Source organism: Staphylococcus sp. GDY8P72P (assembly GCF_016890655.1).
In the GTDB taxonomy this organism is placed as follows: domain Bacteria; phylum Bacillota; class Bacilli; order Staphylococcales; family Staphylococcaceae; genus Staphylococcus; species Staphylococcus arlettae.
On the sequence record NZ_JAFEQJ010000018.1, the window covers coordinates 102372 to 126125 of the forward strand.

Here is a 23754-nt window from a genome sequence, read left to right on the forward strand (position 1 = left end):
TACATGTAAATTGCATCTAGTACCATGCATAACACTTCTGATGATTTAGCATTTGGCAACATTTATTGAGTACAACTAAGGAGGAATGGATATGCGTGTAACAAAACAACAATTATTTGATTTAATGAAAAACAAACTAGTCAAAGCTGGTTTAAATGAAGATGCTGCTGCAGATGTGTCAGATGTTTTAACTTTTGCTGATCATCGCGGTATTCATTCACACGGTGCTGTGAGAGTTGAATATTACTCTGAACGTATCGCCAAAGGTGGTATTACAGCACATCCGAATTACCACTTTGAACAAACAGGTCCATCTACTGCCGTTTTTGAAGGCGATAATGGCCCGGGTCATCAAGCGGCAAAACAAGCAATGGAAAAAGCAATTGCAATGGCTAAAGAAAATGGTGTTGCTGTTGTTGGTGTTAAAAACATCTCACATAGTGGAGCTTTAGGCTATTTTGTAGAAATGGCAGCCGCAGAAAATATGGTTGGTTTAAGTATGTGTCAATCAGACCCAATGGTCGTACCATTTGGAGGTACTGAACCATACTTTGGTACTAACCCAATTGCATTTAGTGCACCGACAAATGACGATCGTATCGTTACTTTTGATATGGCAACAACAGTGCAAGCATGGGGCAAAGTGTTAGACGCTCGTGCGAAACATTTAGCGATTCCTGATACATGGGCTGTTAATGCAAACGGTGAGCCTACAACAGATTCAAGAGATGTCCATGCATTAGTACCAGTTGCTGGTCCTAAAGGTTACGGTTTAATGATGATGGTAGACATTTTATCAGGTAGTTTGTTAGGTGTACCACACGGTGTTCACGTTTCTTCTATGTATAAAGATTTAACTAAAGGTCGTGATTTAGGTCAGTTACACATAGTAATCAATCCTGCATATTTCACTGATTTGACTCAATTCAAAAAACAAATGACTACAATGCTAGATGAACTTAAAGCACAACCAGCGGCAGAAGGTTACGGAGAAATTTTCTACCCAGGAGAACGCGGACGTTTACGTAGTGAAAAGTATGATAAAGAAGGCATCGAAATTGTAGATGATATTTATGATTATCTGATTTCTGAGGATGTACACTACGATCGTTATCATGGAAAAAATAGATTTGCAGAATAATATTGGAGGAACTATATGTTACACACAATAATTAAAGAAAATACGTACCAAGATTCAATTGTTTTAATGTTGTTATCTAACAAATTATCTTCAATTGAAGGTATCAATCAAGTATCTATTATGATGGGAACACCAGCAAATAAAGATATTTTCAAATCATCTGGTTTAGGTACAGATGAAATGGCTGCAGCTAAACCAAACGACATCATTATCGTTGTTGATACTGAAGATGCGGCTAAAGTTGATGAGGTCAATGAACAAGTAGATGCTGAATTAAAAGGTAAAGCAGAAAGTGCAGATAGTGGTCAAAAGCAAGACGAAGTATCTAACTGGAAACGTGCTTTAGAAGTTGCGAAAAACCCTAACTTGGCATTGATATCTATACCTGGTCAATACGCAGCAATGGAAGCGGAAAATGCTTTAAACAATAATTTAAATGTATTTATGTTTAGTGACAATGTAGCTAAAGACGATGAAGTTCGTTTAAAACAATTAGCGAATGACAAAGGTTTAGTAGTTATGGGTCCAGACTGTGGTACAGGTATTATTCACGGTATACCTTTAGCATTCACAAACATTGTGAATGAAGGCAATATTGGTGTTGTAGGAGCTTCAGGTACAGGTATTCAAGAAGTAACAACAATTATCGACCGTATGGATAAAGGTGTTACAAACGCTCTAGGTACTGGAGGTAGAGACTTATCTACTGAGGTTGGTGCTATTACGATGCTAGATAGTATTAAAGCATTAAATCATGACCCTAAAGTTAAAGTTATTACAGTTATTTCTAAGCCACCAGCTAAAGAAGTGGAAGAAAAAGTGTTAAATGTTTTAAGAAATATTGATAAACCAGTAGTGACATTATTCCTAGGTGCTAAACCAACATATACTGAAGAAAATATTTATCACGCATATACATTAGATGAAGCAGCACAAGTATCTGTACAATTAGCTAACGATGAAACACCAAGCTTTAAACCATCAGTATTAGATAATATTTCTTTAACTTTATCTGCACAACAAGATGGCATTAAAGGCTACTATTCAGGTGGAACATTAGCATCTGAAGCAGCAATGTTAGTTAAAGATACGTTAGGAGACGCTTCTGAAGGTGAAACACCAGAAGGTTATTCTTATAAAGGTGGTAATCATGAAATTATCGACTTAGGTGATGACATGTACACTCAAGGTAAGCCACACCCTATGATTGATCCTTCTAAGCGTATCGAAATGTTAGAAACTTCATCTGACGATCCTGCAACTGCAGTAATTATGTTGGATAATGTAATAGGTTATGGCAGTCATGATGATATGGCTAGTCAATTAGCACCTACAATCAAGAGTGTGCTTGCAAAAGTTCAAGAAGCAGGAAGATCACTTGCGATTTTAGCCACAGTTGTTGGTACAGAGCATGATAAACAAGGTTACCAAGACCAAATTGATATCTTAAAAGAAGCAGGCGCTGTTGTTTGTGCAACAAACGATGAAATGGTGCGTACTGCATTACACTTAATCGGTAAAGATGTAGCACAACCACAACGTGAACTACGTTCATTTGAAGCACAGTCAGTAGACTTAACTGTGGATGAAAAAGTTATGAACTTAATTAATACCAAACCAAGTGTTATCAATATTGGATTACAAAGTTTCACAGAAGCGATTCAAGCGAGTGACGCAGAAGTAGTGCAATTTAACTGGCGTCCAATTGCCGGTGGAGACGAAAAATTAATGAAAGTACTACAGTTTTTAAATAACTATGAAGGGGAGACAGTTTAACATGGGATACAAAACTATAGATGAAGCGAATCAGGCTGTTATCGACAAAATGATTGCTGCAGCGCCATTTTTAGTAGATGTGGTACCAGCAAAATCAAAAATTCCTGAACTTACTGACCATGTACTATTACATGCTGGTCCGCCAATTCAATATGAGAACATGACAGACCCAATGCAAGGCTCATGTGTAGGTGCAATCCTATTTGAAGGCTGGGCAAGCAATGAACAAGAAGCTCGTAAATTATTGGAAAATGGCGATATTACTTTTATCCCATGTCACCATGTAAATGCAGTAGGGCCAATGGGTGGTATTACATCTGCTAATATGCCTGTTCTAGTAGTAGAGAATAGAGAAAGTGGCAACGAAGCATATTGCCAAATGAATGAAGGTATTGGTGCTGTGCTACGTTTCGGTGCTTATAACGAAACAGTAGTTAATCGTTTGCATTGGATGAAAGATGTCTTAGGTCCAGTGTTGAGTAAAGCATTAGCACAAATGGAAAGTGGTTTAAACGTTAACGTATTAATTGCCAAAGCAATTGCTATGGGAGACGAATTCCATCAACGTAATATTGCTGCATCATTAGCGTTCCTTAAAGAATTAGCACCTATCATTTCAGAATTAGAAGACGTTGAACCAGCAAAACGTACCGAAGTTATTCAATTCTTAGCTGATACTGATCAATTCTTCTTAAATGTTGCAATGGCAACTGGTAAAGCAATGATGGATGCAGCAAGACAAATCCAACACGGTACTGTAGTAACAGCTATGTGTCGTAATGGGGAAAACTTTGGTGTACGTATTGCAGGTATGGGTGATGAGTGGTTTACTGCACCTGTTAATACACCAGAAGGATTATACTTTACAGGTTACTCTGCAGATGATGCTAATACGGATATCGGAGATTCAGCAATTACTGAAACAATCGGTGTTGGTGGTATGGCTATGATTGCAGCACCTGCAGTAACACGCTTTGTAGGTACTGGTGGATTTGATGATGCATTAAGTATTAGTAACGAAATGACTGAAATTTGTATCGGTGAAAATCCTAACTTCTCAATCCCAACATGGAACTTTAAAGGTGCATGTTTAGGTATTGATGCACGCAAAGTTGTTGAAACTGGAATAACTCCTGTAATCAATACAGGTATTGCACATAAAATTGCTGGTTACGGTCAAATTGGAGCAGGTACAGTACATCCTCCAATTGAGTGTTTCGAAAAAGCAATCACAGCCTATGCACAAAAGTTAGGACTTAGTGTGTGATTTTACGCGCACAAGCAATTGGACGAGTAGCTTATGATTATTTAGTACAACGTAATACATGGACAGTGCATAGTATTTTCAATAAGGGTTTTAATATAATTACTAAAAACAATCAATTAATATTTATCGGGACAACAGAAAATGGAACATTTCCGTTTGGCATTGTCGTGGATAGCCAAACGCGAAATGAACTCCTCGCCCAAATTGTTGTAGGACAAGAGATTAAGGTAGGCTATAGTACGCTAGAATTCAATTCAGCCTACCAACTCTTTTGGCGTCTCGAAACGATATTAAGTGAACACCCACCCCACAATCAATATTTAGAAGACCTCACAGAAAATATAACTACTTTCGATTTTTCGGAGTATGAAGATTCGGATTTTGATTTTGCAACGATGCGTCGATTCATTAACGCCTTAACAACAACAGATAAAATGACTGTTGAACAAATGTTACGCTATGTTATTGGAAGAGGCCAAGGGCTAACTCCTACTGGTGATGATATTTTAACAGGCATTTTATTCATCCATTCCATCCAACCGTATATAGAAACGCTTCATTTAGAAACGTTAAGGCAATTATTGGATGAAACACTAACGACACGCGTTTCGGAAACATTTCTACACTGTGCACTCAATGGATTATTTAGTTCGAAAGTCAAAATTTTACAAGATGAGCCATTTATCGTCCGTTTGAACCAACTGCTTGAAGTTGGTTCATCTTCTGGTAAAGACACTTTGTATGGCATTTATATATCATTAACTTTAAGGAGTGAAACGTATGGATAAGCGAGTCGTACTTGCTTTAGGTGGTAACGCAATTTTACAACCAAAACAAGAAGCTTCATACGAAAATCAATATAATAATGTGTTCTCTGCTACACGTAAAATGGCAGAAATGAAAAAAATTGGTCACAATGTAGTGATCACTCATGGTAATGGACCACAAGTAGGTAATATTATTGCCCAAAATGAAGCAGCTAAAGATATTGTAAATCCATTGCCGATCAATGCATGTAACGCAGAATCACAAGGATTTATTGGTTACATGATGGAAGAAGCTCTAAAAAATCATTTAAATGATTTAGATATGGATAGCGATGTAGTAACATTGTTAACAATGGTAGAAGTAGATAAAAATGATTCTGCTTTTGATAATCCAACGAAACCGATTGGTGTATTTTTCGATGAAATTGAAGCGAAACGTTTGGAAAATGAGAAAGGCTTTGTCATGGTAGAAGATGCTGGTAGAGGTTATCGTCGTGTAGTACCTTCACCAGAACCACTTGTTATTCATGGCGTAAGACAAATTAAAAACCTTATTGACCAAGCAATTGTTATTTCATCTGGCGGTGGAGGAATTCCAGTCTATCGCGATGACAATGGTACCATCCAAGGTGTAGAAGCTGTAATTGATAAAGACCGTTCTGGCTTGAAATTAGCTGAACAAGTCGAAGCTGATACATTTATGATGTTAACGGATGTTTCGAATGTATACATTAATTTCGGAAAAGAAAATGAACAAAAATTAGAAACTATTTCAGTTACTGAAGCGAAACAATACGTAAGTGAAGATCAATTCCCAGCAGGTAGTATGCTACCAAAAATTGAAGCAGCGATTCAATTTGCTGAAATGGGTAAAGAGGCAATCATTTGCTCACTAGACGAAGCTATTGAATCTTTAGAAGGTAAAGCAGGTACACGTATTGTCTTAGAAAAAGCAACAGTTTAAGTTATTTATATAGGCAGCTTACGAATCGATCAACATTTTTGTTTGTTCGGTTCGTTGCCTTTTATTAGCAGTGTTAAAAAATAATGTAATATTTTATAGAAAGGTGGTATAAGATGAGTGAACCCTATAAAGTACATAGAATAAAAGAAAATTGGGGTGTGATTTTAGCAATTATCTTTATTGCGTCCACATTGCGTGCACCTTTGACTTCTGTTGGTCCAGTTGTTGGAGAAATAAAACATGTGTTGGACATCAATAACAGTGTTGCTGGCGTCTTAACCACCATCCCGTTGCTTATTTTTGCTATTGTATCACCACTGGTTTCGAAAGTAACTGCACGTTTAACGATGTCTCGCACAATATTGTTCTCTACGATTTTATTAATCATTGCCTTAATATTACGTGTTGCAGGCGATATTAATATCTTTATTATTGGCACAATATTATTAGGGATTGCTATTGCTTTTGGTAATGTAGTATTACCGAGCTATGTGAAGTGGTATTTTCCATTACAAATTGGAGTAGCTACAGGTATTTATAGTGGCACGATGAATTTCACTGCCGGATTAGGTGGTGGTTTAAGTGTTCCATTATCAGACATGTCTCCTTTAGGCTTTAGATTATCTTTATCATTTTGGATAATCTTAGCGATTATTGCGATTATTTTATGGATACCTAAAGCAAAAAATGGTGCTAAGTTGGAACGCACAACTGTAGACCATACTACTACAAGCAAACCGCATAAAGTCAATATTGCACGTTCTAAGTTGGCGTGGATGGTTGCTTTAACGATGGGTTTTCAATCTATGGTTTTTTATACGGTAGTGGCGTGGGTACCATCTATTTTAATTGATAAAGGTCTTGATCCATCTACAGCAGGTTACTTGTTTATGCTCAATCAATTTTCACAAGTGCCTATGACGTTTACGTTCCCAATCATTGCCTCTAAGTTAAAGGATCAACGTATTTTAGTTGTCATTATTACGTTGTTATTCTTAATAGGCTTTAGCTTATTCTTTACGCAGTCGCTCGTATTATTAGTTATAGGTATAATTATTGCAGGTCTTGCAATGGGTGCTTGTTTCAGTTTATGTATGACGTTCTTCTCTATTAGAGCACGTACAGGTGATGGCAGTATTGCCTTATCAGGATTTGGACAGTCTGTCGGTTATTTAATTGCGGCAATTGGTCCTTTCTTTATAGGTTATTTACATGACGTTACTGGTGGTTGGAATTCAGGCATTATCGCCTTATTAATAATGGCATTGTGTTTCTTTATCTTTGGTTACCCTGCCTCAAAAAATAGAGTAGTTGAAGATAATTAATGAGTTGAAATGAAAAAACTCAACCATACATTTAGTTATGGTTGAGCTCAGACTGTCGACAAAGTCTCTGACTTTGTGGGCAGTTTTTTTATGCACGCTTGCCGCGGGCACTGGCTCAACCTGTAGTCTTCGGCTAGTGCTATTCCCGCAGGAGTTGGCATAAATTACTGCTAATCTATAGAAAGGTGAACTAATATTTAAGGTCGCTTACTGACAAAAATTATATATAGAAAATAAACAACCCCTTCGTAAATTAATAGGAAGGGGTGTCTACGTTCTGAGGGCAATGATATTAGTTATAGTTGAACTTTTATTGATGTAGTGTGTGTTTAAATAATTAATGATTGTCGTAGTAGTTTATTAAAGTATCCATCGCTTTAGTTGGGTCAATTCCTGTAACGCCTTGTTGACTCAAATACAGTGAAAATACAGAAAGGAATGTTAAAATATTTTGTTTGTTTACGGCATAACCCATTAAGCCAATACGCCAAATCTTACCAGTTAAGTCACCAAATGAGCCGGCAATTTCGATGCCATAATTACGCAATAAACCATCTCTAAAAGCAGCATCATCAATACCTTCAGGAATATTGACGCAAATGACCATTTTCATTTCGTTGTCACTATCGCCAAATATTTCTAAGCCTAATGCTTCTAAAGCAGCTTTTAAGCCACGGTGGTGGTATTCATGACGTTGTGCACGTGCTTTAACACCTTCTTTTAATGCTAATTTTAATCCAACATTCAAACCATAAATAGCTGTGGTAGCTTCTGTGTGATGATTTAAACGTTTAGGGCTCCAATAGTCTTGTAATTGTGTTAAATCTAAGTAGTTGCTACGTATAAAATGATCTTGTTCGGTAGTTTCACCAGAGCGAATACCTAATTCAACACGTTTACGCTTATTAATTTCTTCACTAAAACGTTCATTAAAAGTGATAGGTGTGATGCCTGAAGGTATAGATAAACATTTTTGAGCACCACCAACTACAGCATCAAGCTGCCATTTATCAACAGGAATGACTGCACCTTGATAGGTAGCTACAGCATCAACGACAGAGAAGATTCCACGTTCTTTACACGCTTGACCAATTTTGTCGATTGGCTGTAAGCGACCTGTAGATGTTTCGCCGTGAACGATTGCCAACACACTCGGTTGATACTTATCAAGTGCTGCAATAATCTCTTCTTGAGCGAATACTTCACCCATTGGCTTGTGAATATTATGTACAATACCGCCAGCACGGGTAACTAACTCTGTAAACAAATAGCCAAAACGGCCGATGATTGGAACAAGTACTTCATCGCCTGGTTTCACGATGCTTGAAATAACAGCTTCTAAGCCTGAACGACTCGTGCCATCAATTGGAAATGACCATTGATTTGTTGTTAAAAATGACTGACGGATGAGCTCCATCGTTTCATTCATAATTTCTACGAATTCATAATCAAATTGTCCTAATATAGAATTAGACATTGCTTGAGACACTCTTGGGTCAACGCTTACAGGTCCAGGAGTCATAATTAATCTCTTGTTGATTTTTAAATCATCCATGTTTAAAACCTCATTTTCTTTAAATTGTGTCATCATATATTATAACGAATAGATTTGGAGTTTTATTCGTTTAATGTGATGAAATTTTTATGCTAATTTGTGAGAATATTACAAAAATTCGTCATTATCAACAATTATTACTCTAGCATCTATAATTTTGATTTTCATGTATTTCAGTTTACAATAAGTTGAAATAGTTGAGTACAGTTTACAACAAACATTTAACGTTTGGAGATATACCATAGTAACTTAAGAGGAGGACGGCAATTTGGAAGTTGTTTATTTAGCGGGTGGTTGTTTATGGGGTGTACAAGCTTTTGTACAAACATTACCAGGAGTCGTTGAGACGGAAGCGGGCCGCGCAAATGGCACTACACAAACGTTAGACAGCCCATATGATGGCTACGTCGAATGTGTAAAAACAACATTTGATCCGACAAAAACATCAGTCGAAACTTTACTTTCACAATTATTTGAAATTATCGATCCTTATAGTGTAAACCAACAAGGTGATGATATAGGTGAAAAATATCGTACAGGTATCTATAGTGAAGATAGTACCCATTTACAAAGTGCTACTGAGTGGCTCACTAATAGAGCAGATTATGCGGAGATTGCAGTGGAAGTACAATTACTCAGTAATTATGTAAAAAGTGCTGAAATACATCAACATCATTTGGCCAAATATCCTAATGATTATTGTCATATACCTCAGACATTAATGTTGAAATATAAATAAACACAACGGTGGTCATAATAAGCACACTGTTGTGTTTAGTCATCAGTATTATACTCTTTAGGGAGTGTTTTAATAAATGCAAATAAGACTACCGTTTGGCACAGTAACATAAATGCTAAACCGACACGAATCGGTGTAATGTCTATGACAAAAATAGAAAATCCAACAACAATATAGACACTTATGAGCATTTTCAATTTTTGTTTCATCGTATAACCTTTATTCTCTTTGAAGCTCTGTATATAATTTTTATAAACTTTTGTAGCTACGAGCCAATTATGGAATTTATCTGAACTTTTGGCAAAGCATAGTACAGCCAATAAAATAAACGGAGTGGTAGGTAATAAGGGTAATATAGAACCTAAAAAGCCTAAAATTGTGCACAAAATACCAAGGACTAATAATAGTGGTTTTAACAACTTCATAAATATTTTACCCCTAATTTTAATGATAGTGATTCTCACTTATTTAAGTTTATTGAAGAGTTAGCAACATGTCAATGTTTCCACGTTTCTGTCAAAAATTCGTTGAAATATTAGAGGTCACTTCCTACGAAAGTTATACATATTATGATTTAATTACGTTTCATTAAAAACACACTTTTGATTGATGATTTGGGCTATAATCGTAGATACAGTCTAAGATAAATAAAGAGGGATTATAAATGAAAGCATATTTAAATAGATGGTTTATTGAAGCATTGAGCTATATGACACTCGGGTTGTTCGGCTCACTCATCATTGGCTTACTATTAAATACAATTGGTAAGCAGACAGTATGGCCACAAGTAGATTTGAGCTTTTTAGCACAAATTGGTGATGTAGCAATGAGTATGACGGGGGGCGCTATTGGTGCAGCCATCGCATATGGATTGAAATCTAAGCCACTAGTAATATTTTCTTGTGTCATCGTAGGTACATTAGGATATGATACATTTGGCGGTGGCCCAGTAGGAGCGTATATTGCTACGTTGGTAGTAGTAGAAATAAGTCGTTTTTATGCTAGTAAAACAAAAATTGACATTATCATTACTCCATTATTAACACTCATTATAGGAGGAGCGGTAGCTAAATTTTTAGGATCAGCTTTAAATGAATTTATGACATCATTAGGCAAAGTTATAAATATTGCTACAGGTCAGCAACCTTTAGTGATGGGAATTATTGTAGCTGTAATATTTGGTTTGACGTTAACTGCTCCAATTTCTAGTGCGGCTTTAGCATTAATGCTTGATTTGAGCGGATTGGCAGCGGGCGCAGCGACGATTGGTTGTTCTGCACAAATGGTAGGTTTTGCTGTTAATGGATTTAAAGATAATCGCTGGAGTGGACTTATCTCTGTTGGCATAGGTACGAGTATGCTACAAGTACCAAATATTATTAAAAATCCAATGATTTTATTACCACCAACATTAGCGAGTGCTATCGTGGCTCCACTCATGACCTTATGGTTTCCAATGACAAATAATGCAGCAGGTGCAGGTATGGGGACAAGTGGTTTAATAGGACAAATTATGACGATACATACGATGGGTTCTTCACTAAATACATGGGTATTAATTCTAGCATTTCACATTGTTTTACCAATCATCGTGAGCTATACAATTTATTCTATTTGTGTGCGCCGAAATTGGATAAAAGACGGAGACCACCGATTACAAACTGTAGAGTAAAGCATAGAAAAATGCGTTATACAAGCAAATAACTTACATAAAGATAAAATTTCATGTAAGCTAAATATAAATAAATATAGTTCGTCTTATTGAGAGTGAGTGAAGGGAATTGGCCCTATGATACTCCGGCAACAGCATTATTTGATGCGATGTGCCAAATCCAACAGGTAGTAACCTGAATGATAAGAAGATGTGTGGAAAGCTCTTCTTATTAATAGAAGAGCTATTTTTATTAATTTATAATTAGGTGGTAATAACATGTCTACATTGAACGAGCTATTTCAGCAATTAAATTACTGGAAGTCTTATAAACCGGTGAATACAGCAAGCAGTATTTTACGAGTTAATAAAATTAGACAATACGAAAATAAAATTAGTGCACATATTTATGCTAAATTCAATATGAATGATGAAAGCTAATAAAGATAAGAGGCTGGGAGAAGATTGATTCGTCCTAGTCTCTTGTCATATGGGCAGTAGCTGACTGCATTGAAAATGCGCTTCAAACCAAGATTTTTTCAACGCTAGTCATCCTTGCCGGGGTGGGACGACGAAATCAATTTTTTCAAAATCAGATTTCTGTCCCACTCCCTTTTATTGTGTGTCACGAAAGTATTTGAAAATAATCTGTGTGCATTTGATGAAGTGCCGGCAATTTAATATAATTAAAGTAATGTTAGAAACAATATAGAAAGGAGAACAGTAATGAAGTGTGATCAACAATTAAATAATAAAATTACTGTGACCCATTTACGTATATCGGAAAGCTCAATTCAATCTTTGGTGAACAATAAATGACCATTATACTTGTGATGTTGTTTATAGGTGCGTTTGGTGGATTTATTTCTGGTTTAGTGGGCATAGGTGGCGCTATTATTATTTATCCTATTTTGTTATTTATTCCACCATTATTAGGCTTACCTGAATACAGTGCTTATGTAGCATCAGGTTTAACAGCTGTCCAAGTGTTTTTTAGCACACTTAGTGGCAGTATTAAAGCAGCGACACGACCCGATTTCACACCTTCTTTAGTGTTACAGATGGGTGTGGGTATGATTATTGGAAGTACCGTTGGAGCGATTTGTGCCAATTTATTAAACGAAAATTTTGTGAATATCGTTTACATTATTATAGCTTTGCTAGCGTTATGTTTAATGTTTATAGAACCTAAACATAATCGATATCATAAGTCTTATAACCAATTACTATTAATGTTTTTAGGTGGAGTAATCGGACTTATTTCAGGTATTGTTGGTGCAGGTGGCGCATTTATTATTATTCCAGTATTACTTGTTATTTTTAAACTGCCAATGAAACAAGTTGTTGCTAATAGTATAGTTATTGCCTTTATTTCTTCAATCGGAGCCTTTGGGGTTAAATTATTTCAAGAATTTATCCCTTTTGAGGAAGCACTTGGTTTAATTATCGGAAGTATCATTTTCGCTCAAGTTGGTATGAAAGTCGGCCAAAAAACACCAAGTAAGATCCAAAGTTTAATAATTATTGTATTTATAGTTATTGCGATTATCCAAATTTTAATGAATTTATAGGTCAAAGGTTCTTTGAAGCGTATCTCTAACAGTCAAGTACAGTTGAGAAACGGCTAAAGCACACCACAAATACGGTTATTGACTTGCCGTTATACTCTTGACGAAGGCTAACGGCTGTCTACAATCTGAAAAGCGTATGTACAAACATTTACTGTTGTACATACGCTTTTATAATAACTGTTCCCACAATCTTCCGGAAGGTCGTGAGTTTACTGTGATAATTTCATCTTTGGTAGGGTGTTTAACACTAAGTTCGGATGCCCATAACGCAATTTGTTGACCGTGTTTATTGACGTGTTGACCATACTTTTGGTCACCGTATAAAGGTAACCCTTGGTTCGCAAATTGTACTCTTATTTGGTGGGATCGACCCGTATGTAATTTTACTTTTACTAGGCTTTTATTGTTGACTGTGCGTAACAATTGATAATCGAGTATTGCCTGTTTCGCCTGTTTATTTTTCGGTGTACTTACATAGACGATGTTTTTAGTACGATCTTTCCATAAGTAATCCGTTAATTTGCCAGTTTGTTGTAATGGTTGACCGTGTATAATCGCTAAATAAGTTCTGTAAATTTTTTGTTTTCTTAGTTCATTTGCTAATCTTGAAGCGGCTTTTGAGGTCTTAGCGAATACCATAGCGCCACCTACTGGGCGGTCTAAACGATGGACTAATCCAAGATATACGGCGCCTGGTTTATTATATTTATTTTTAATGTACTTTTTTAATATAGTTAATAAGTCTTCATCTCTCGAATTATCAGCTTGTACAGGCACATTGATTGGTTTTTCTACCATTAATAAATGATTGTCCTCATAAAGCACATCAATATCCATGTTATACCTCCTTGTGACATACGCTCTATATAAAAATACTGTTTTATTTTAATTTTTTTATAAAAACAAAGTAGGTTTTATTTAAAATTGCATTAATATATGATGATAGCAAACAAGTTATTAAACTTCAATATCCATTTATATAAATAAACGATATAAGTTTTAAAATATAAACATAATCCATTATTTTTATATAATTAATGAAATAAGGGTAAAAAACTTTATAATTGTATGATTAATTATTTCTTGCTAGGGTATCTTGTCTTAAAAAGGAGGTAATTCTCATGAGTAAAATAATAGATTCTTTAATGGGTGCTTTAGATAGCATCATAGCATTTTTACCAAACCTGATAGGTGCCATTATCTTATTACTTATTGCATGGATTATTGCAGTAATTGTGAAGAAAGTAATTGTTAAAGCTTTAGGTGCCTTAGGTTTTGAAGCTTGGTTACAAAAGAAAGGACTGGTAGATGCCGATAGTGGTAAATCTGAGTCCGAAGGGATTATTCAAACATTTGGTAAATTAGCATATTTCTTAGTATTTTTACTCTTTTTACCATCTGTATTTGATCAATTAAATATGAAGTCTGTATCAAACCCAATCAAGGGTATGATGACTAGTATTTTTGAATTTGCACCTAAAATTATCGTTGCTGTAATTATTTTAGTATTAGGTATTTTTATTGCCAAAGTGTTGGGCACTTTAGTGAAAAATATACTTAGCGGATTCAATGTTAGTCGCTTTAACAAATATGTTAATTTTGGCGATAATAAAGAAAGTATTGATATTCCAGTAGCAGTAGGTTGGGTTATTACAACACTAATCGGCATATTCTTTACGGTTCAAGCATTGAACACGGTTAATTTATCAGTGCTAAACCAAATTGGTGAAGCTATTATAGGTTACTTACCTTTAGTTATTTCCGGAGCAATTATTTTAGCATTAGGATTTATTGGCGGTAATTTATTAGCTAAACTTATTAACAAGTCTACAGGCAATGCGATGTTAGCTGAAATTGTTAAATATTTAGTGATTATCGTATCTGTCTTTATGACATTAGACCAGTTAAACTTTGCGCAAAGTATAGTAAATGTAGCATTCTTATTAATCTTGGGTGCAGTTTCGGTAGCATTTGCGATTGCATTTGGTATCGGTGGTAAATCATTTGCTGAGAAACAATTAAATAAATTCTCAGAGAAAATCGAAGGTAAAAATGACCAACAAGATTCAGACAAATAAATAAAGATCATGAGCTACCATCCTAATTTAGTTGTGGATGGTAGCTTCAAACTGTCGACAAGGTTACTGACTTTGTTGGCAGTTTTTTTGTCCACGCTTTCAGCGGGTACCGCCTCAACTTATAGTCTTCGGCTTGTGCTTGTCCCGCAGGAGTTGGCACAAAGCCCTGCCAATATATAGAAAAGTGCTTAGGATAACTAATATTTAAGGTCTGTTTACGGACAATAAACCAAGAGGCTATAGACTATAATATATGTCTGGTGCTTCAAAATGCATAATATCTCTCTTATTGAGTAACTGAACATTCACTTTTTGATATTTTAACCGTTATAATTTCTATAATTTGTAGCAGTCATTTCAAAGTGTTGCTTGAAGTTTTTAGAAAAAAGTAAGGGGTCTTGGTAACCTACATTTTCTGCAATTTGTTTAATTGGTAGGTTCGTTTGTTTTAATAGTTCGCTTGCATGATACATTCGAATATATGTTAAATATGATTTGGGTGAAACATCCAAGTTCTTTTTAAATAATTTATATAAGTAACTGCGAGTGAGATTGGCGTACTGTGCTACATCAGTAATTTGAATGTTTTTATAATAGTTATTATTTATATATTGAATCGCTTTTTGCATATCTTGATTAATAATATTTACTGAAGTTGTATAGCTTTTAGGGAACTGTGCTTGTAATTGATATACGAGCTTATATAAATATTGTAATAATAAAATATCATTCGAATTATTGCTTTCGATGCTACTTGAGAGCTCACAAGATTTACGTATAATAGCCTCTACTGCTTGCGTATCAGAGTTAGTAATGACTTTTTGATCAAATAATAAACTACGATTTAAGTAATCTAATATTTGTTTACCACTCATGCCAACCCAATAGTACGTCCAAGGATTTTTGTATGAAGGATAGTATGATACCTCTTCGCCGTTTAAGAGTAAAAATAAATCTCCTTTATGCAATTCATATGTTTTACCGCCACATGAAAAATAACCACTACCTTCTGTAATAATATGCACCACAGCATCTTGATGTACTTGGTATTGATATTTAGTATTTGGCACACCTTCTTCAATGCCACACTCACTAACGTTAGCGTCAATATGTATCTTTTTAAATTTTTTCCATAGAAGTTGCATTTGTTACCTCCAGCATCTAGTTAATACTTCGAACTGTTTTTTAAAATACATTTTTAATTAACTTTGGAAACATTTATCCATATAATAGCATCATTTGTCTATTTTCTGCTTTTATTAAGATTGATATTGTATTAATACATACAATGAAAGCGCTTAATTTAGAAGGAGGTCTACCACAAATGGAAAGACAATTAACAGGTTTTCAAAAATTTTCATTTGGTTTTGGTGCTGTCGGCAAAGATGCAATATTTAATATAGTAAGTATTTATTTTATGTTCTACAGCACAGATATATTAGGATTATCGCCAGCTTTTATAGGGGTGTTGTTATTTGTTGCTCGAATCTGGGATGCACTAAATGATCCGGTTATGGGCATCATCGTAGATAATACGAAAAATGAATTTGGGAAATTTAAAACATGGTTAGCCATAGGCACATTTATCAATGCGATAATTACTATTTTATTATTCACTAACTTTGATTTGCCAACGCTCGCAATGCATATTTACATATCTGTAATCTACATTGCTTGGGGGATGAGCTATACAATGATGGATATCCCATATTGGTCATGGTTACCCAATCTAACAAATAACCCTAGAGAGCGTGAAGTGGTTTCAGTCATTCCTAGATTTTTTGCTAGTCTTGCAGCATTTGTAGTTGGAACTTTTGGCTTAATGTTTATTCATAAATTAGGAGACGGTCTAGGAAATGGTAGTGACTCCGTTGGTATATTTGTGTTTGCTATTTTATGTAGTATTACTTTTATTATAACTATCGCTGTAACAGTCTTTTTTGTTCCAGAAGATAAAGAAATGGAAAAACAAAATAGTATTAAAGTTGGCTTTAAAGATTTGAAGCGTATTATATTTACAAACAAAGAATTATTAGCAATTATGGGAGTCTTATTAACATTTAATCTATGTATACAGACACTTAATGGGACGATTATTTATTACTTTAAATATGTCGTAGATGCTGAACATTTATTTTCAATTTTCAATTCAATGATTTTAGCTGAAATGGGTGGATTATTGTTATTACCATATGCCATCAGTTTGTTAAACAGAAGTAAGGTATTTAGTATAGCCATTGGACTTATTGTCAGTGGGTTATTAATTATTCTACTCTTTGGATATCTTGATCCGAAACAAGCAATATGGATTATTATAGGTGGCGGTATGTTGAGAATAGGTTCAGGTTTTATTATTGGTATCTCAACAGTAGCGTTAGCTGATGTTATTGATTATGGTGAAGTGAAATTTGGACAACGAAATGAAAGTGTTATTAGTTCCACAAATACATTTTTAACTAAAACAGCACAAGCGTTAGCTTCTTTAATCGTTGGTGTTGGGTTATCAGTTTTAGGTTTTACACCTAATGTTGCGCAAACAGAAGGTACGGTGAATGGTATTCGAATTATGATTATTATTGCACCTGTAATATTCATTATTATAAGTGCCTTCCTATATCACAAAGCATTCAAGTTGAAAGGTGATTTTTTATACGATATTCAACACACATTGCAATTAAAACGACAAAGATCATTACAACAAAGGTTAAATAACAATGAAGGTGAGGGGACAAAATGATTATAGAACATTATCATGAAAATATGGCAGTACAAAACGTTAACTTAATGCCGAGAAGAGCTTATTATATACCGTTTAAGCATGCAGAAAATATAAGTGAAGACACACAGAGATTAGAAAGAGATAGTGTTACTAACTTAAATGGAGACTGGAATTTTGAATTCTTTGATTCATTACAAACATTTGAAGCTGCAGCTAAGCATCAATTGCAGCATACCAATGTCATTCCTGTACCATCTGTGTGGAATTTACATGGCTACGATACGCTACAATACTTAAATACACAATATCCTATACCATTCAATCCACCGAAAGTACCGAAAAAGAACCCATGTGGTTTCTATTCTAAGCATTTTACTATAGCAAATTATAATGCTGATAAAAAGTATCATTTAAATTTTGAAGGTGTGGATAACGCATTTTATTTATGGATTAATGAGCAATTTATTGGCTATAGTCAGATATCCCACGCCATTTCTGAATTTGATATTTCGGATGCCTTAGTGGAAAAAGATAATAAAATACAAGTACTCGTACTCAAGTGGTCAGATGGCACTTATTTTGAAAACCAAGATATGTTTAGACATTCGGGGATTTTTAGAGATGTATATATTTTAGAAAGAGCAACACAACGTGTCATTGATTTTAAAATAGAAACAGCAGTAGACGCGTCACTTGCCAATGCATATATAAATATTGGACAGCTAACATATCAAGGGTTATCACAAGCTAACGTAGCGTTATATCATCCTAACGGAGAATTATTATCCGAAACAGAAGTTAATGCGTCAACAAGTTTTAATGTCACACAACCTTTACTATGGTCGGCAGAACAACCTTATTTGTATGAACTAAGAATTACAACGCCTGAGGAAATAATTGTTCAAAAGGTTGGTATCCGTGAGGTTGAAATTAAAAATAATCAACTCTATGTCAATCATCAGTCAATAAAATTACGTGGTGCTAACTATCATGACAGTCATCCTCAGACGGGATATGTGATGGATAAACAACAATTTATACAAGATTTGCAGTTAATGAAAGCAGCCAATTTCAATGCTATCAGAACAGCGCATTATCCGAAATCACCGCTATTTTATGAACTGGCGGATTATTATGGCTTTTACGTTATGAGTGAAGCGGATTTAGAAACTCATGGTGTTGTAAGATTATACGGTGATGAAAATAATGATGATTATAATTTAATTGCCAATGATGAAGCATATGAAAAGCCAATTATTGAGCGCGTGGTAGCCTCTGTAATACCATTACAAAATTATAGTTGTATCATTTCTTGGTCACTCGGAAATGAATCTGGATTCGGCATTAATATTGAAAAAGCTGCGAGTGAAGTCAAAGCATTAGATAGCACACGTCCAATTCATTATGAAGGTGCATTATACCAAGAGGATAATAGGGACAATGATTTATCAAATATCGATATGATTAGTAGAATGTATGCGTCTCCTAGTGAAATCGAAAATAGGTATTTGACGAATGACCAGTTAGATAAACCTTTTGTGTTATGTGAATATGCGCATGCTATGGGCAATTCACCCGGAGATTTACAAGAGTACCATGACTTAATAGATCAATATGATAGTTTTATTGGTGGTTTTGTTTGGGAATGGAGTGATCACGGTATACATGTCGGTATGAAGGATGGTCAAGCAATTTTTAGATACGGTGGCGACTTTGGAGAAACTTTACATGATGGCAACTTTTGTGTAGATGGTATTGTATTCCCAAATAGAGAAGTGCATGAAAGTTATTATGAATTTCAACATGTCAATCGCCCTATAAAACTTATCTCGAATGATGGCTATGAACTACAGTTAAGAAATCAATTAGATTTTATAAATGTAGCTGATTATATTGACGTAGCATGTGTTATTACGTTTTTAGATAATACCCAAGAAGTGATTGAGCTTGATATTAAAGATTTCGCACCACATACATTATATTCAGTTGATGTAACGGAATTGACTAATGTTGAACAAATCAGTGATATACGACTGGATTATTATTTAAGCAATGATACTTTATTATTAGATACGCAAACTAAATTAGGGCACGACCAAGTGATATATCACAGACAAGATGTACTGAATGTTGCCCAAGATACTTCAAGTCAACCTTATATTATTGTAGATGATGCAGATGTCTTGGAAGTTAAACAAGAGGATAAAGTGTATAGTTTTAATAAAAATACAGGTATGCTAACACAGGCTGTAAAAGGCCACAGAAATATACTAGTGGGTGAAAGTGAGTTATGTTTATGGCGAGCTCCGATAGATAATGATGTTCAAGTGAGAAAATTATGGGAAGATGCAGGATACCATGATATTTTGACAGACGTTAACCACTACAGTGCACACTATCTCAATAATAAAGACGTAGAATTAGTATTTGATCTAGCAGTAGTGAGTAATGCCAAAGCACGTATTATGACTGGTAAAGTAAGTTGGACGATTCGTAACAATGGCAGCATAAATGTAAAACTTGAAGTTAACAAAAATCCAAGAATGCCGTTTTTACCACGCTTTGGTTTAGTATTTAAATTACAAGATACCTTCGAAGCGTTGAACTATTATGGCAATGGACCTTATGGCGCTTATCAAGATAAAGGGGTAGCAACGTACTTATCTTATTTTGATACTACGGTTACTCGCAACTTTGAACCACACATTTTGCCACAGGAAAACAGTAGTCATAATAATACGACTTATCTTCAAGTGTCTGATCATAAGTATGGCTTTACTTTTACAAGTGCAGAACCAATGAGTTTTAATGCTTCACATTATGCTGTTGCACAATTGACACATGCTACGCATAATGACCGATTAGAGCAAGAACCTATTACGTATGTGCACATAGATAAGTATCAAAGTGGTATTGGCTCTAATAGTTGTGGTCCAGAACTAGCCGAACGTTATCGTATTAACGACAATGACATACACTTTGAATTTAATCTTCAACTAAATGAATACTGATGAAAAAGATTACTGATGCTTTTGCACCAGTAATCTTTTTACATATTTAAAGTTATTTTTTACTTCATACTGATAAACTAGGTACCTTTAGTTGGCTATTCTATATAATTATGGCGATAAAGAAAGCATAAAGAGGTGTAAGATTTGTTTGTTAGAATACTAGTACCTTGTTTTAATGAAGCACCAGTATTGCATCATATGTATGACCAGTTAAGTGACATTTTGTCAGTTGATAGTCAATTACAACAGTATCAGTATGATATTTTGTTTGTAGATGATGGAAGCACAGATGACACTTTAACGATTATTAAACAGTATGCATCGATAAATCATAGAGTTAAATATATCTCATTTTCACGTAACTTTGGTAAGGAAGCGGCAATGTATGCAGGACTTAAGGAGAGTGACACAGTAGACGCAGTGGTGATTATTGATAGTGATTTACAACACCCACCAGAACTCATTCCTAAAATGATTAAAGCTTTTACACAAGGTTATCATCAAGTTGTGGCTTGCCGTGACAGAACTGGGGAACAGCAATGGAGAAAAAGACTGACTAAGTTATATTATGGAACAATTAATAGACTTATAGATGTTTCTTTAATGGATGGTGTGGGTGATTTTAGACTACTAAGTCAAAAAGCTGTTCACGCAGTGCTATCATTAAGCGAATATAATCGTTTTTCTAAAGGTATTTTTGCATGGATTGGTTTTGCACCTAAAGTTATACATTATCAAAACAAAATTAGAGTTAACGGTGTATCTAAATGGTCATTTAAGCAATTGTTCAATTATGCTATAGATGGATTATTATCATTTAATAATAAACCATTACGTTCGTTGATTTATATAGGAACATTGATTTTAATATTCAGTTTTATATATATTATTGTAAGTTTAGGGGATGCTGTCTTGTATGGTATACAGACGCCCGGTTATTTTACGACAATTTTTGCGATTACTTTTTTAGGAAGTATTCAACTGGTTTCTATTGGCATAATTGGAGAGTATATTGGTAGAATTTATTATGAGGTCAAGCATAGGCCTCTATATATCGTGAATACAACCAATTTATTAAAAGCCGAGGTAGCGAAAAATGAAAGTGTTAAGGAATAATAGTACTGTTATAACATTAACGCTGATTACCATATTTTATATTCTTATGGCGTTCTTTTTACCTTTAACTCATGATGATTGGGAATGGTATAGCAAATATGGTATGCAAATGTTAGAAGAAAGATTTGCTAATTTAAATGGTCGGTATCTAGGCAACATCACTGAAATTATAGCGGTGCGTTATAACATCGTACGCTGGAGTACATATGTCATCATATGCTTAAGTCTCTTGATGGTCATGGTACGCTTTGTTGGACATCAAGTTTCCTCGATTTATTATGTAGTAGCTTTTATTTTAATGTTAATTATTCCAAGTGCGATTTATAAACAAACGTATGGTTGGTTTGCAGGATTTTATAATTATGTCCCATCAACGGTATGTGCCTTATTTATTATTTGGTATGTAACAACATTATTATTCTCGTCGCAACGAATCTCGCCAATACATCATGTGTTATTTTATGCATGTTGTGTGGTTGGACAATTATTTATGGAAAATATTACAGTTTTTCATATGCTTTTTTTAGCTTTAGCAGTTGTTACTTATATTATTTTATATCACAAGCTCAATGTGAAATTGTTAGTTGGTTTAGCATTGTCAAGCATAGGTACGCTGATCATGTTTTCCAATGCCAATTATCGCAAAATATTTTTTGAAGGTAGCGACTACCAAAATATTCCCCAAGAAATAAGTTTTGTCGAAACAATATATAAAACAGTGACATCTGTATTTACCCAATGGATGTTCTTTAATCAAATTGTGATAATACTTATTATAATTGTCTTAGCGTATTTATTATTAAATAAAAGTGCAGTTTTTCAATCGTTAAAGACTGTTAAGCAGTGGTCACTTTATATAGGGTTAGCCATATTGCCACTTTACTATTTTTGTATTTATCGTCAATTTGAATTATTTAATTACCAAACGATACACATTGTCAATATTGTTAATTTATTGATTTGTCTTATATTTGTTGTTTCATTAGGACTCACAATACACTATTCTATTAGCTCACAAGAAACGAAATTTACTATTTATGTTTTAATGCTGACGCTGGCTTTAGTATCTTTACCATTAGTAATTGTGTCACCTTTAGGTCCGAGGAACTTTTTTACAATTTATGGAATTTATGTCGTTATACTATTATTACTAGTGAAGCAATTGCATATTAAAATGCATATTATTCGTTCGTTAGTTATGGCAGTGGCCGTTATTTTAAGTGTCGTCTTTGTTAGTGTTTTTGGATATATTCATTATTATAATAGTGAACGTGTTGCTCAGTTGAAACATGACATTAAAGCACACCCTAAAAAGCATTCCTATGTTATGGAAAGGCTGCCTTTCGAAAACTATATGCAACATTCAACACCGAAAAGTCGTAAATATCAAAAGTATTTTAATTTATATTGGGACATACCAGAAAATACTCATGTGAAACATGTTCCATTTGGTTATAAAAAACAGCAAGTGCAAGCACGAGAAAGAGATGTTGAACAATAGCAACAATCAATAATGTATAATAGTTATTGAATGGCATTTGCATAAAGAAGTAAGTATTTTTTGTTAGAATTGATAATAGTACATTCTAGTTTGATTGTTACTAAATTTAGACAATTAAGCAGTTACCATAAGGAAATGTAGTATTTTTATTGTTATTTCAGCAGAGAACATGTAAATTTAACTTAAGGATCCATATCTATTAACAATGAACTGTTACGTTAATAGAGTCGTATCATTTCAAAGTGTTGATTGAGGTGAAGAATTATGATGTATATTGGTATTTTAATGCCTCTGTTAGTTATCGGTTTTATCGTAATGTCTGTATTAGAAGAGAAAAAGCATAGAAAACAAGATGCTGAAAAACAAGAACAACAAGAACAATTTGAGCAAGAACAACAAGAAAAAGCAGAGCTGCAAGACGACGATAAAGATGAGCATTAAATAATATGTATGTACCATATAACAGAAACACGACCCAGTTGGGTCGCTGAACACATATAATGAGAACTTAATAAAAACACTATGTTCTAGGCTGCTAATTCCCAATCATTTCTAGGGGATAAGTATCCTAGT

At 34.4% G+C, this 23754-nt stretch carries 20 protein-coding genes and 1 riboswitch; of the genes, 16 read left to right on the forward strand and 4 right to left on the reverse strand.

The genetic code is table 11. The annotated features are described in order from the left end of the window. Positions 1-91 precede the first annotated feature (91 nt). The 6 genes from allD (at position 92) to JVU85_RS08190 (ending at position 7240) form a co-directional block, all read left to right on the forward strand. Entirely contained in the window at positions 92-1141 is a 1050-nt protein-coding gene (gene allD / locus JVU85_RS08165; protein ID WP_021459477.1) for an ureidoglycolate dehydrogenase, read from the forward strand. A 15-nt stretch (positions 1142-1156) separates the two neighbouring features. Beyond that, complete coding sequence (gene fdrA / locus JVU85_RS08170) at positions 1157-2917, forward strand: acyl-CoA synthetase FdrA (protein ID WP_002510704.1); 1761 nt, start codon at positions 1157-1159, stop codon at positions 2915-2917. Position 2918: 1 nt separating this feature from the next. Continuing rightward, positions 2919-4184 carry a YlbE family protein gene (locus tag JVU85_RS08175; RefSeq protein WP_021459475.1) on the forward strand — a complete coding sequence of 422 codons (1266 nt, stop codon included), beginning with the start codon at positions 2919-2921 and terminating at the stop codon, positions 4182-4184. Further along, positions 4181-4972 carry an oxamate carbamoyltransferase subunit AllH family protein gene (locus JVU85_RS14105; protein WP_021459474.1) on the forward strand — a complete coding sequence of 264 codons (792 nt, stop codon included), beginning with the start codon at positions 4181-4183 and terminating at the stop codon, positions 4970-4972. Before JVU85_RS08175 ends, JVU85_RS14105 begins: the two co-directional genes overlap by 4 nt. Beyond that, entirely contained in the window at positions 4965-5915 is a 951-nt protein-coding gene (gene arcC / locus JVU85_RS08185) for a carbamate kinase (protein WP_204172340.1), read from the forward strand. The genes JVU85_RS14105 and arcC overlap by 8 nt, the downstream gene beginning before the upstream one ends. Before the next feature lie 113 nt (positions 5916-6028). Then, positions 6029-7240, forward strand: coding sequence for a CynX/NimT family MFS transporter (locus tag JVU85_RS08190; protein WP_204172341.1), 1212 nt, complete (start codon positions 6029-6031; stop codon positions 7238-7240). A 337-nt stretch (positions 7241-7577) separates the two neighbouring features. Here the strand turns inward: JVU85_RS08190 and JVU85_RS08195 are convergent, their stop codons facing one another. Next, positions 7578-8795 (reverse strand): pyridoxal-phosphate-dependent aminotransferase family protein, encoded by a 1218-nt coding sequence (locus JVU85_RS08195; RefSeq protein WP_021459472.1) that lies wholly within the window; start codon positions 8793-8795, stop codon positions 7578-7580. A gap of 268 nt (positions 8796-9063) precedes the next feature. Here JVU85_RS08195 and JVU85_RS08200 point away from each other — a divergent pair, with 268 nt between their 5' ends. Further along, positions 9064-9534, forward strand: a complete 471-nt coding sequence (locus tag JVU85_RS08200; protein WP_002510698.1) for a peptide-methionine (S)-S-oxide reductase — start codon at positions 9064-9066, stop codon at positions 9532-9534. Between the two features lie 35 nt (positions 9535-9569). Here the strand turns inward: JVU85_RS08200 and JVU85_RS08205 are convergent, their stop codons facing one another. Then, positions 9570-9959, reverse strand: coding sequence for a YbaN family protein (locus JVU85_RS08205; protein WP_002510697.1), 390 nt, complete (start codon positions 9957-9959; stop codon positions 9570-9572). Between the two features lie 239 nt (positions 9960-10198). Here JVU85_RS08205 and JVU85_RS08210 point away from each other — a divergent pair, with 239 nt between their 5' ends. The 3 genes from JVU85_RS08210 (at position 10199) to JVU85_RS08220 (ending at position 12756) form a co-directional block, all read left to right on the forward strand. Then, entirely contained in the window at positions 10199-11206 is a 1008-nt protein-coding gene (locus tag JVU85_RS08210) for a PTS sugar transporter subunit IIC (protein ID WP_107373712.1), read from the forward strand. A gap of 83 nt (positions 11207-11289) precedes the next feature. Beyond that, positions 11290-11395: riboswitch (SAM riboswitch) on the forward strand. A 69-nt stretch (positions 11396-11464) separates the two neighbouring features. Further along, positions 11465-11626: a hypothetical protein gene (locus JVU85_RS08215; RefSeq protein ID WP_172606409.1), complete on the forward strand. Its 162-nt coding sequence runs from the start codon at positions 11465-11467 to the stop codon at positions 11624-11626. A gap of 374 nt (positions 11627-12000) precedes the next feature. Continuing rightward, on the forward strand, positions 12001-12756 hold the full coding sequence (locus tag JVU85_RS08220; RefSeq protein WP_204172342.1) for a sulfite exporter TauE/SafE family protein: 756 nt from the start codon (positions 12001-12003) through the stop codon (positions 12754-12756). A gap of 168 nt (positions 12757-12924) precedes the next feature. Here JVU85_RS08220 and JVU85_RS08225 read toward each other — a convergent pair whose 3' ends face one another. Continuing rightward, positions 12925-13593 (reverse strand): RluA family pseudouridine synthase, encoded by a 669-nt coding sequence (locus JVU85_RS08225; RefSeq protein ID WP_103388261.1) that lies wholly within the window; start codon positions 13591-13593, stop codon positions 12925-12927. Positions 13594-13877: 284 nt separating this feature from the next. Here JVU85_RS08225 and JVU85_RS08230 point away from each other — a divergent pair, with 284 nt between their 5' ends. Further along, the gene (locus tag JVU85_RS08230) at positions 13878-14834 is read left to right on the forward strand and encodes a mechanosensitive ion channel (protein ID WP_142019269.1); all 957 of its coding nucleotides are present in this window, start codon (positions 13878-13880) and stop codon (positions 14832-14834) included. A gap of 320 nt (positions 14835-15154) precedes the next feature. Here the strand turns inward: JVU85_RS08230 and JVU85_RS08235 are convergent, their stop codons facing one another. Continuing rightward, entirely contained in the window at positions 15155-15979 is an 825-nt protein-coding gene (locus tag JVU85_RS08235; RefSeq protein ID WP_204172343.1) for an AraC family transcriptional regulator, read from the reverse strand. A 179-nt stretch (positions 15980-16158) separates the two neighbouring features. Here JVU85_RS08235 and melB point away from each other — a divergent pair, with 179 nt between their 5' ends. The 5 genes from melB to JVU85_RS08260 all read left to right on the forward strand — a co-directional run bounded on the left by melB (position 16159) and on the right by JVU85_RS08260 (position 23622). Then, positions 16159-17571 (forward strand): melibiose:sodium transporter MelB, encoded by a 1413-nt coding sequence (gene melB, locus JVU85_RS08240; RefSeq protein WP_204172344.1) that lies wholly within the window; start codon positions 16159-16161, stop codon positions 17569-17571. Beyond that, positions 17568-20564, forward strand: a complete 2997-nt coding sequence (locus JVU85_RS08245; protein ID WP_021459465.1) for a glycoside hydrolase family 2 TIM barrel-domain containing protein — start codon at positions 17568-17570, stop codon at positions 20562-20564. Before melB ends, JVU85_RS08245 begins: the two co-directional genes overlap by 4 nt. Positions 20565-20708: 144 nt before the next feature. Next, positions 20709-21680: a glycosyltransferase family 2 protein gene (locus JVU85_RS08250; protein WP_021459464.1), complete on the forward strand. Its 972-nt coding sequence runs from the start codon at positions 20709-20711 to the stop codon at positions 21678-21680. Next, the gene (locus JVU85_RS08255) at positions 21661-23181 is read left to right on the forward strand and encodes a hypothetical protein (RefSeq protein WP_107376583.1); all 1521 of its coding nucleotides are present in this window, start codon (positions 21661-21663) and stop codon (positions 23179-23181) included. Before JVU85_RS08250 ends, JVU85_RS08255 begins: the two co-directional genes overlap by 20 nt. Before the next feature lie 264 nt (positions 23182-23445). Beyond that, positions 23446-23622, forward strand: a complete 177-nt coding sequence (locus tag JVU85_RS08260) for a hypothetical protein (protein WP_021459462.1) — start codon at positions 23446-23448, stop codon at positions 23620-23622. Positions 23623-23754: the final 132 nt, after the last annotated feature.

Bases quoted from the DNA above. Each gene is read 5' to 3' on its own strand.
- JVU85_RS08235 (WP_204172343.1), bottom strand. From the start codon at position 15,979: ATGCAACTTCTATGGAAAAAATTTAAAAAGATACATATTGACGCTAAC.
- JVU85_RS08245 (WP_021459465.1), top strand. From the start codon at position 17,568: ATGATTATAGAACATTATCATGAAAATATGGCAGTACAAAACGTTAAC.
- JVU85_RS08175 (WP_021459475.1), top strand. From the start codon at position 2,919: ATGGGATACAAAACTATAGATGAAGCGAATCAGGCTGTTATCGACAAA.
- JVU85_RS08260 (WP_021459462.1), top strand. From the start codon at position 23,446: ATGATGTATATTGGTATTTTAATGCCTCTGTTAGTTATCGGTTTTATC.
- arcC (WP_204172340.1), top strand. From the start codon at position 4,965: ATGGATAAGCGAGTCGTACTTGCTTTAGGTGGTAACGCAATTTTACAA.
- fdrA (WP_002510704.1), top strand. From the start codon at position 1,157: ATGTTACACACAATAATTAAAGAAAATACGTACCAAGATTCAATTGTT.
- JVU85_RS08255 (WP_107376583.1), top strand. From the start codon at position 21,661: ATGAAAGTGTTAAGGAATAATAGTACTGTTATAACATTAACGCTGATT.
- JVU85_RS08190 (WP_204172341.1), top strand. From the start codon at position 6,029: ATGAGTGAACCCTATAAAGTACATAGAATAAAAGAAAATTGGGGTGTG.
- allD (WP_021459477.1), top strand. From the start codon at position 92: ATGCGTGTAACAAAACAACAATTATTTGATTTAATGAAAAACAAACTA.
- JVU85_RS08195 (WP_021459472.1), bottom strand. From the start codon at position 8,795: ATGGATGATTTAAAAATCAACAAGAGATTAATTATGACTCCTGGACCT.
- melB (WP_204172344.1), top strand. From the start codon at position 16,159: ATGGAAAGACAATTAACAGGTTTTCAAAAATTTTCATTTGGTTTTGGT.
- JVU85_RS08220 (WP_204172342.1), top strand. From the start codon at position 12,001: ATGACCATTATACTTGTGATGTTGTTTATAGGTGCGTTTGGTGGATTT.
- JVU85_RS08215 (WP_172606409.1), top strand. From the start codon at position 11,465: ATGTCTACATTGAACGAGCTATTTCAGCAATTAAATTACTGGAAGTCT.
- JVU85_RS08205 (WP_002510697.1), bottom strand. From the start codon at position 9,959: ATGAAGTTGTTAAAACCACTATTATTAGTCCTTGGTATTTTGTGCACA.
- JVU85_RS08230 (WP_142019269.1), top strand. From the start codon at position 13,878: ATGAGTAAAATAATAGATTCTTTAATGGGTGCTTTAGATAGCATCATA.
- JVU85_RS08225 (WP_103388261.1), bottom strand. From the start codon at position 13,593: ATGGATATTGATGTGCTTTATGAGGACAATCATTTATTAATGGTAGAA.
- JVU85_RS08210 (WP_107373712.1), top strand. From the start codon at position 10,199: ATGAAAGCATATTTAAATAGATGGTTTATTGAAGCATTGAGCTATATG.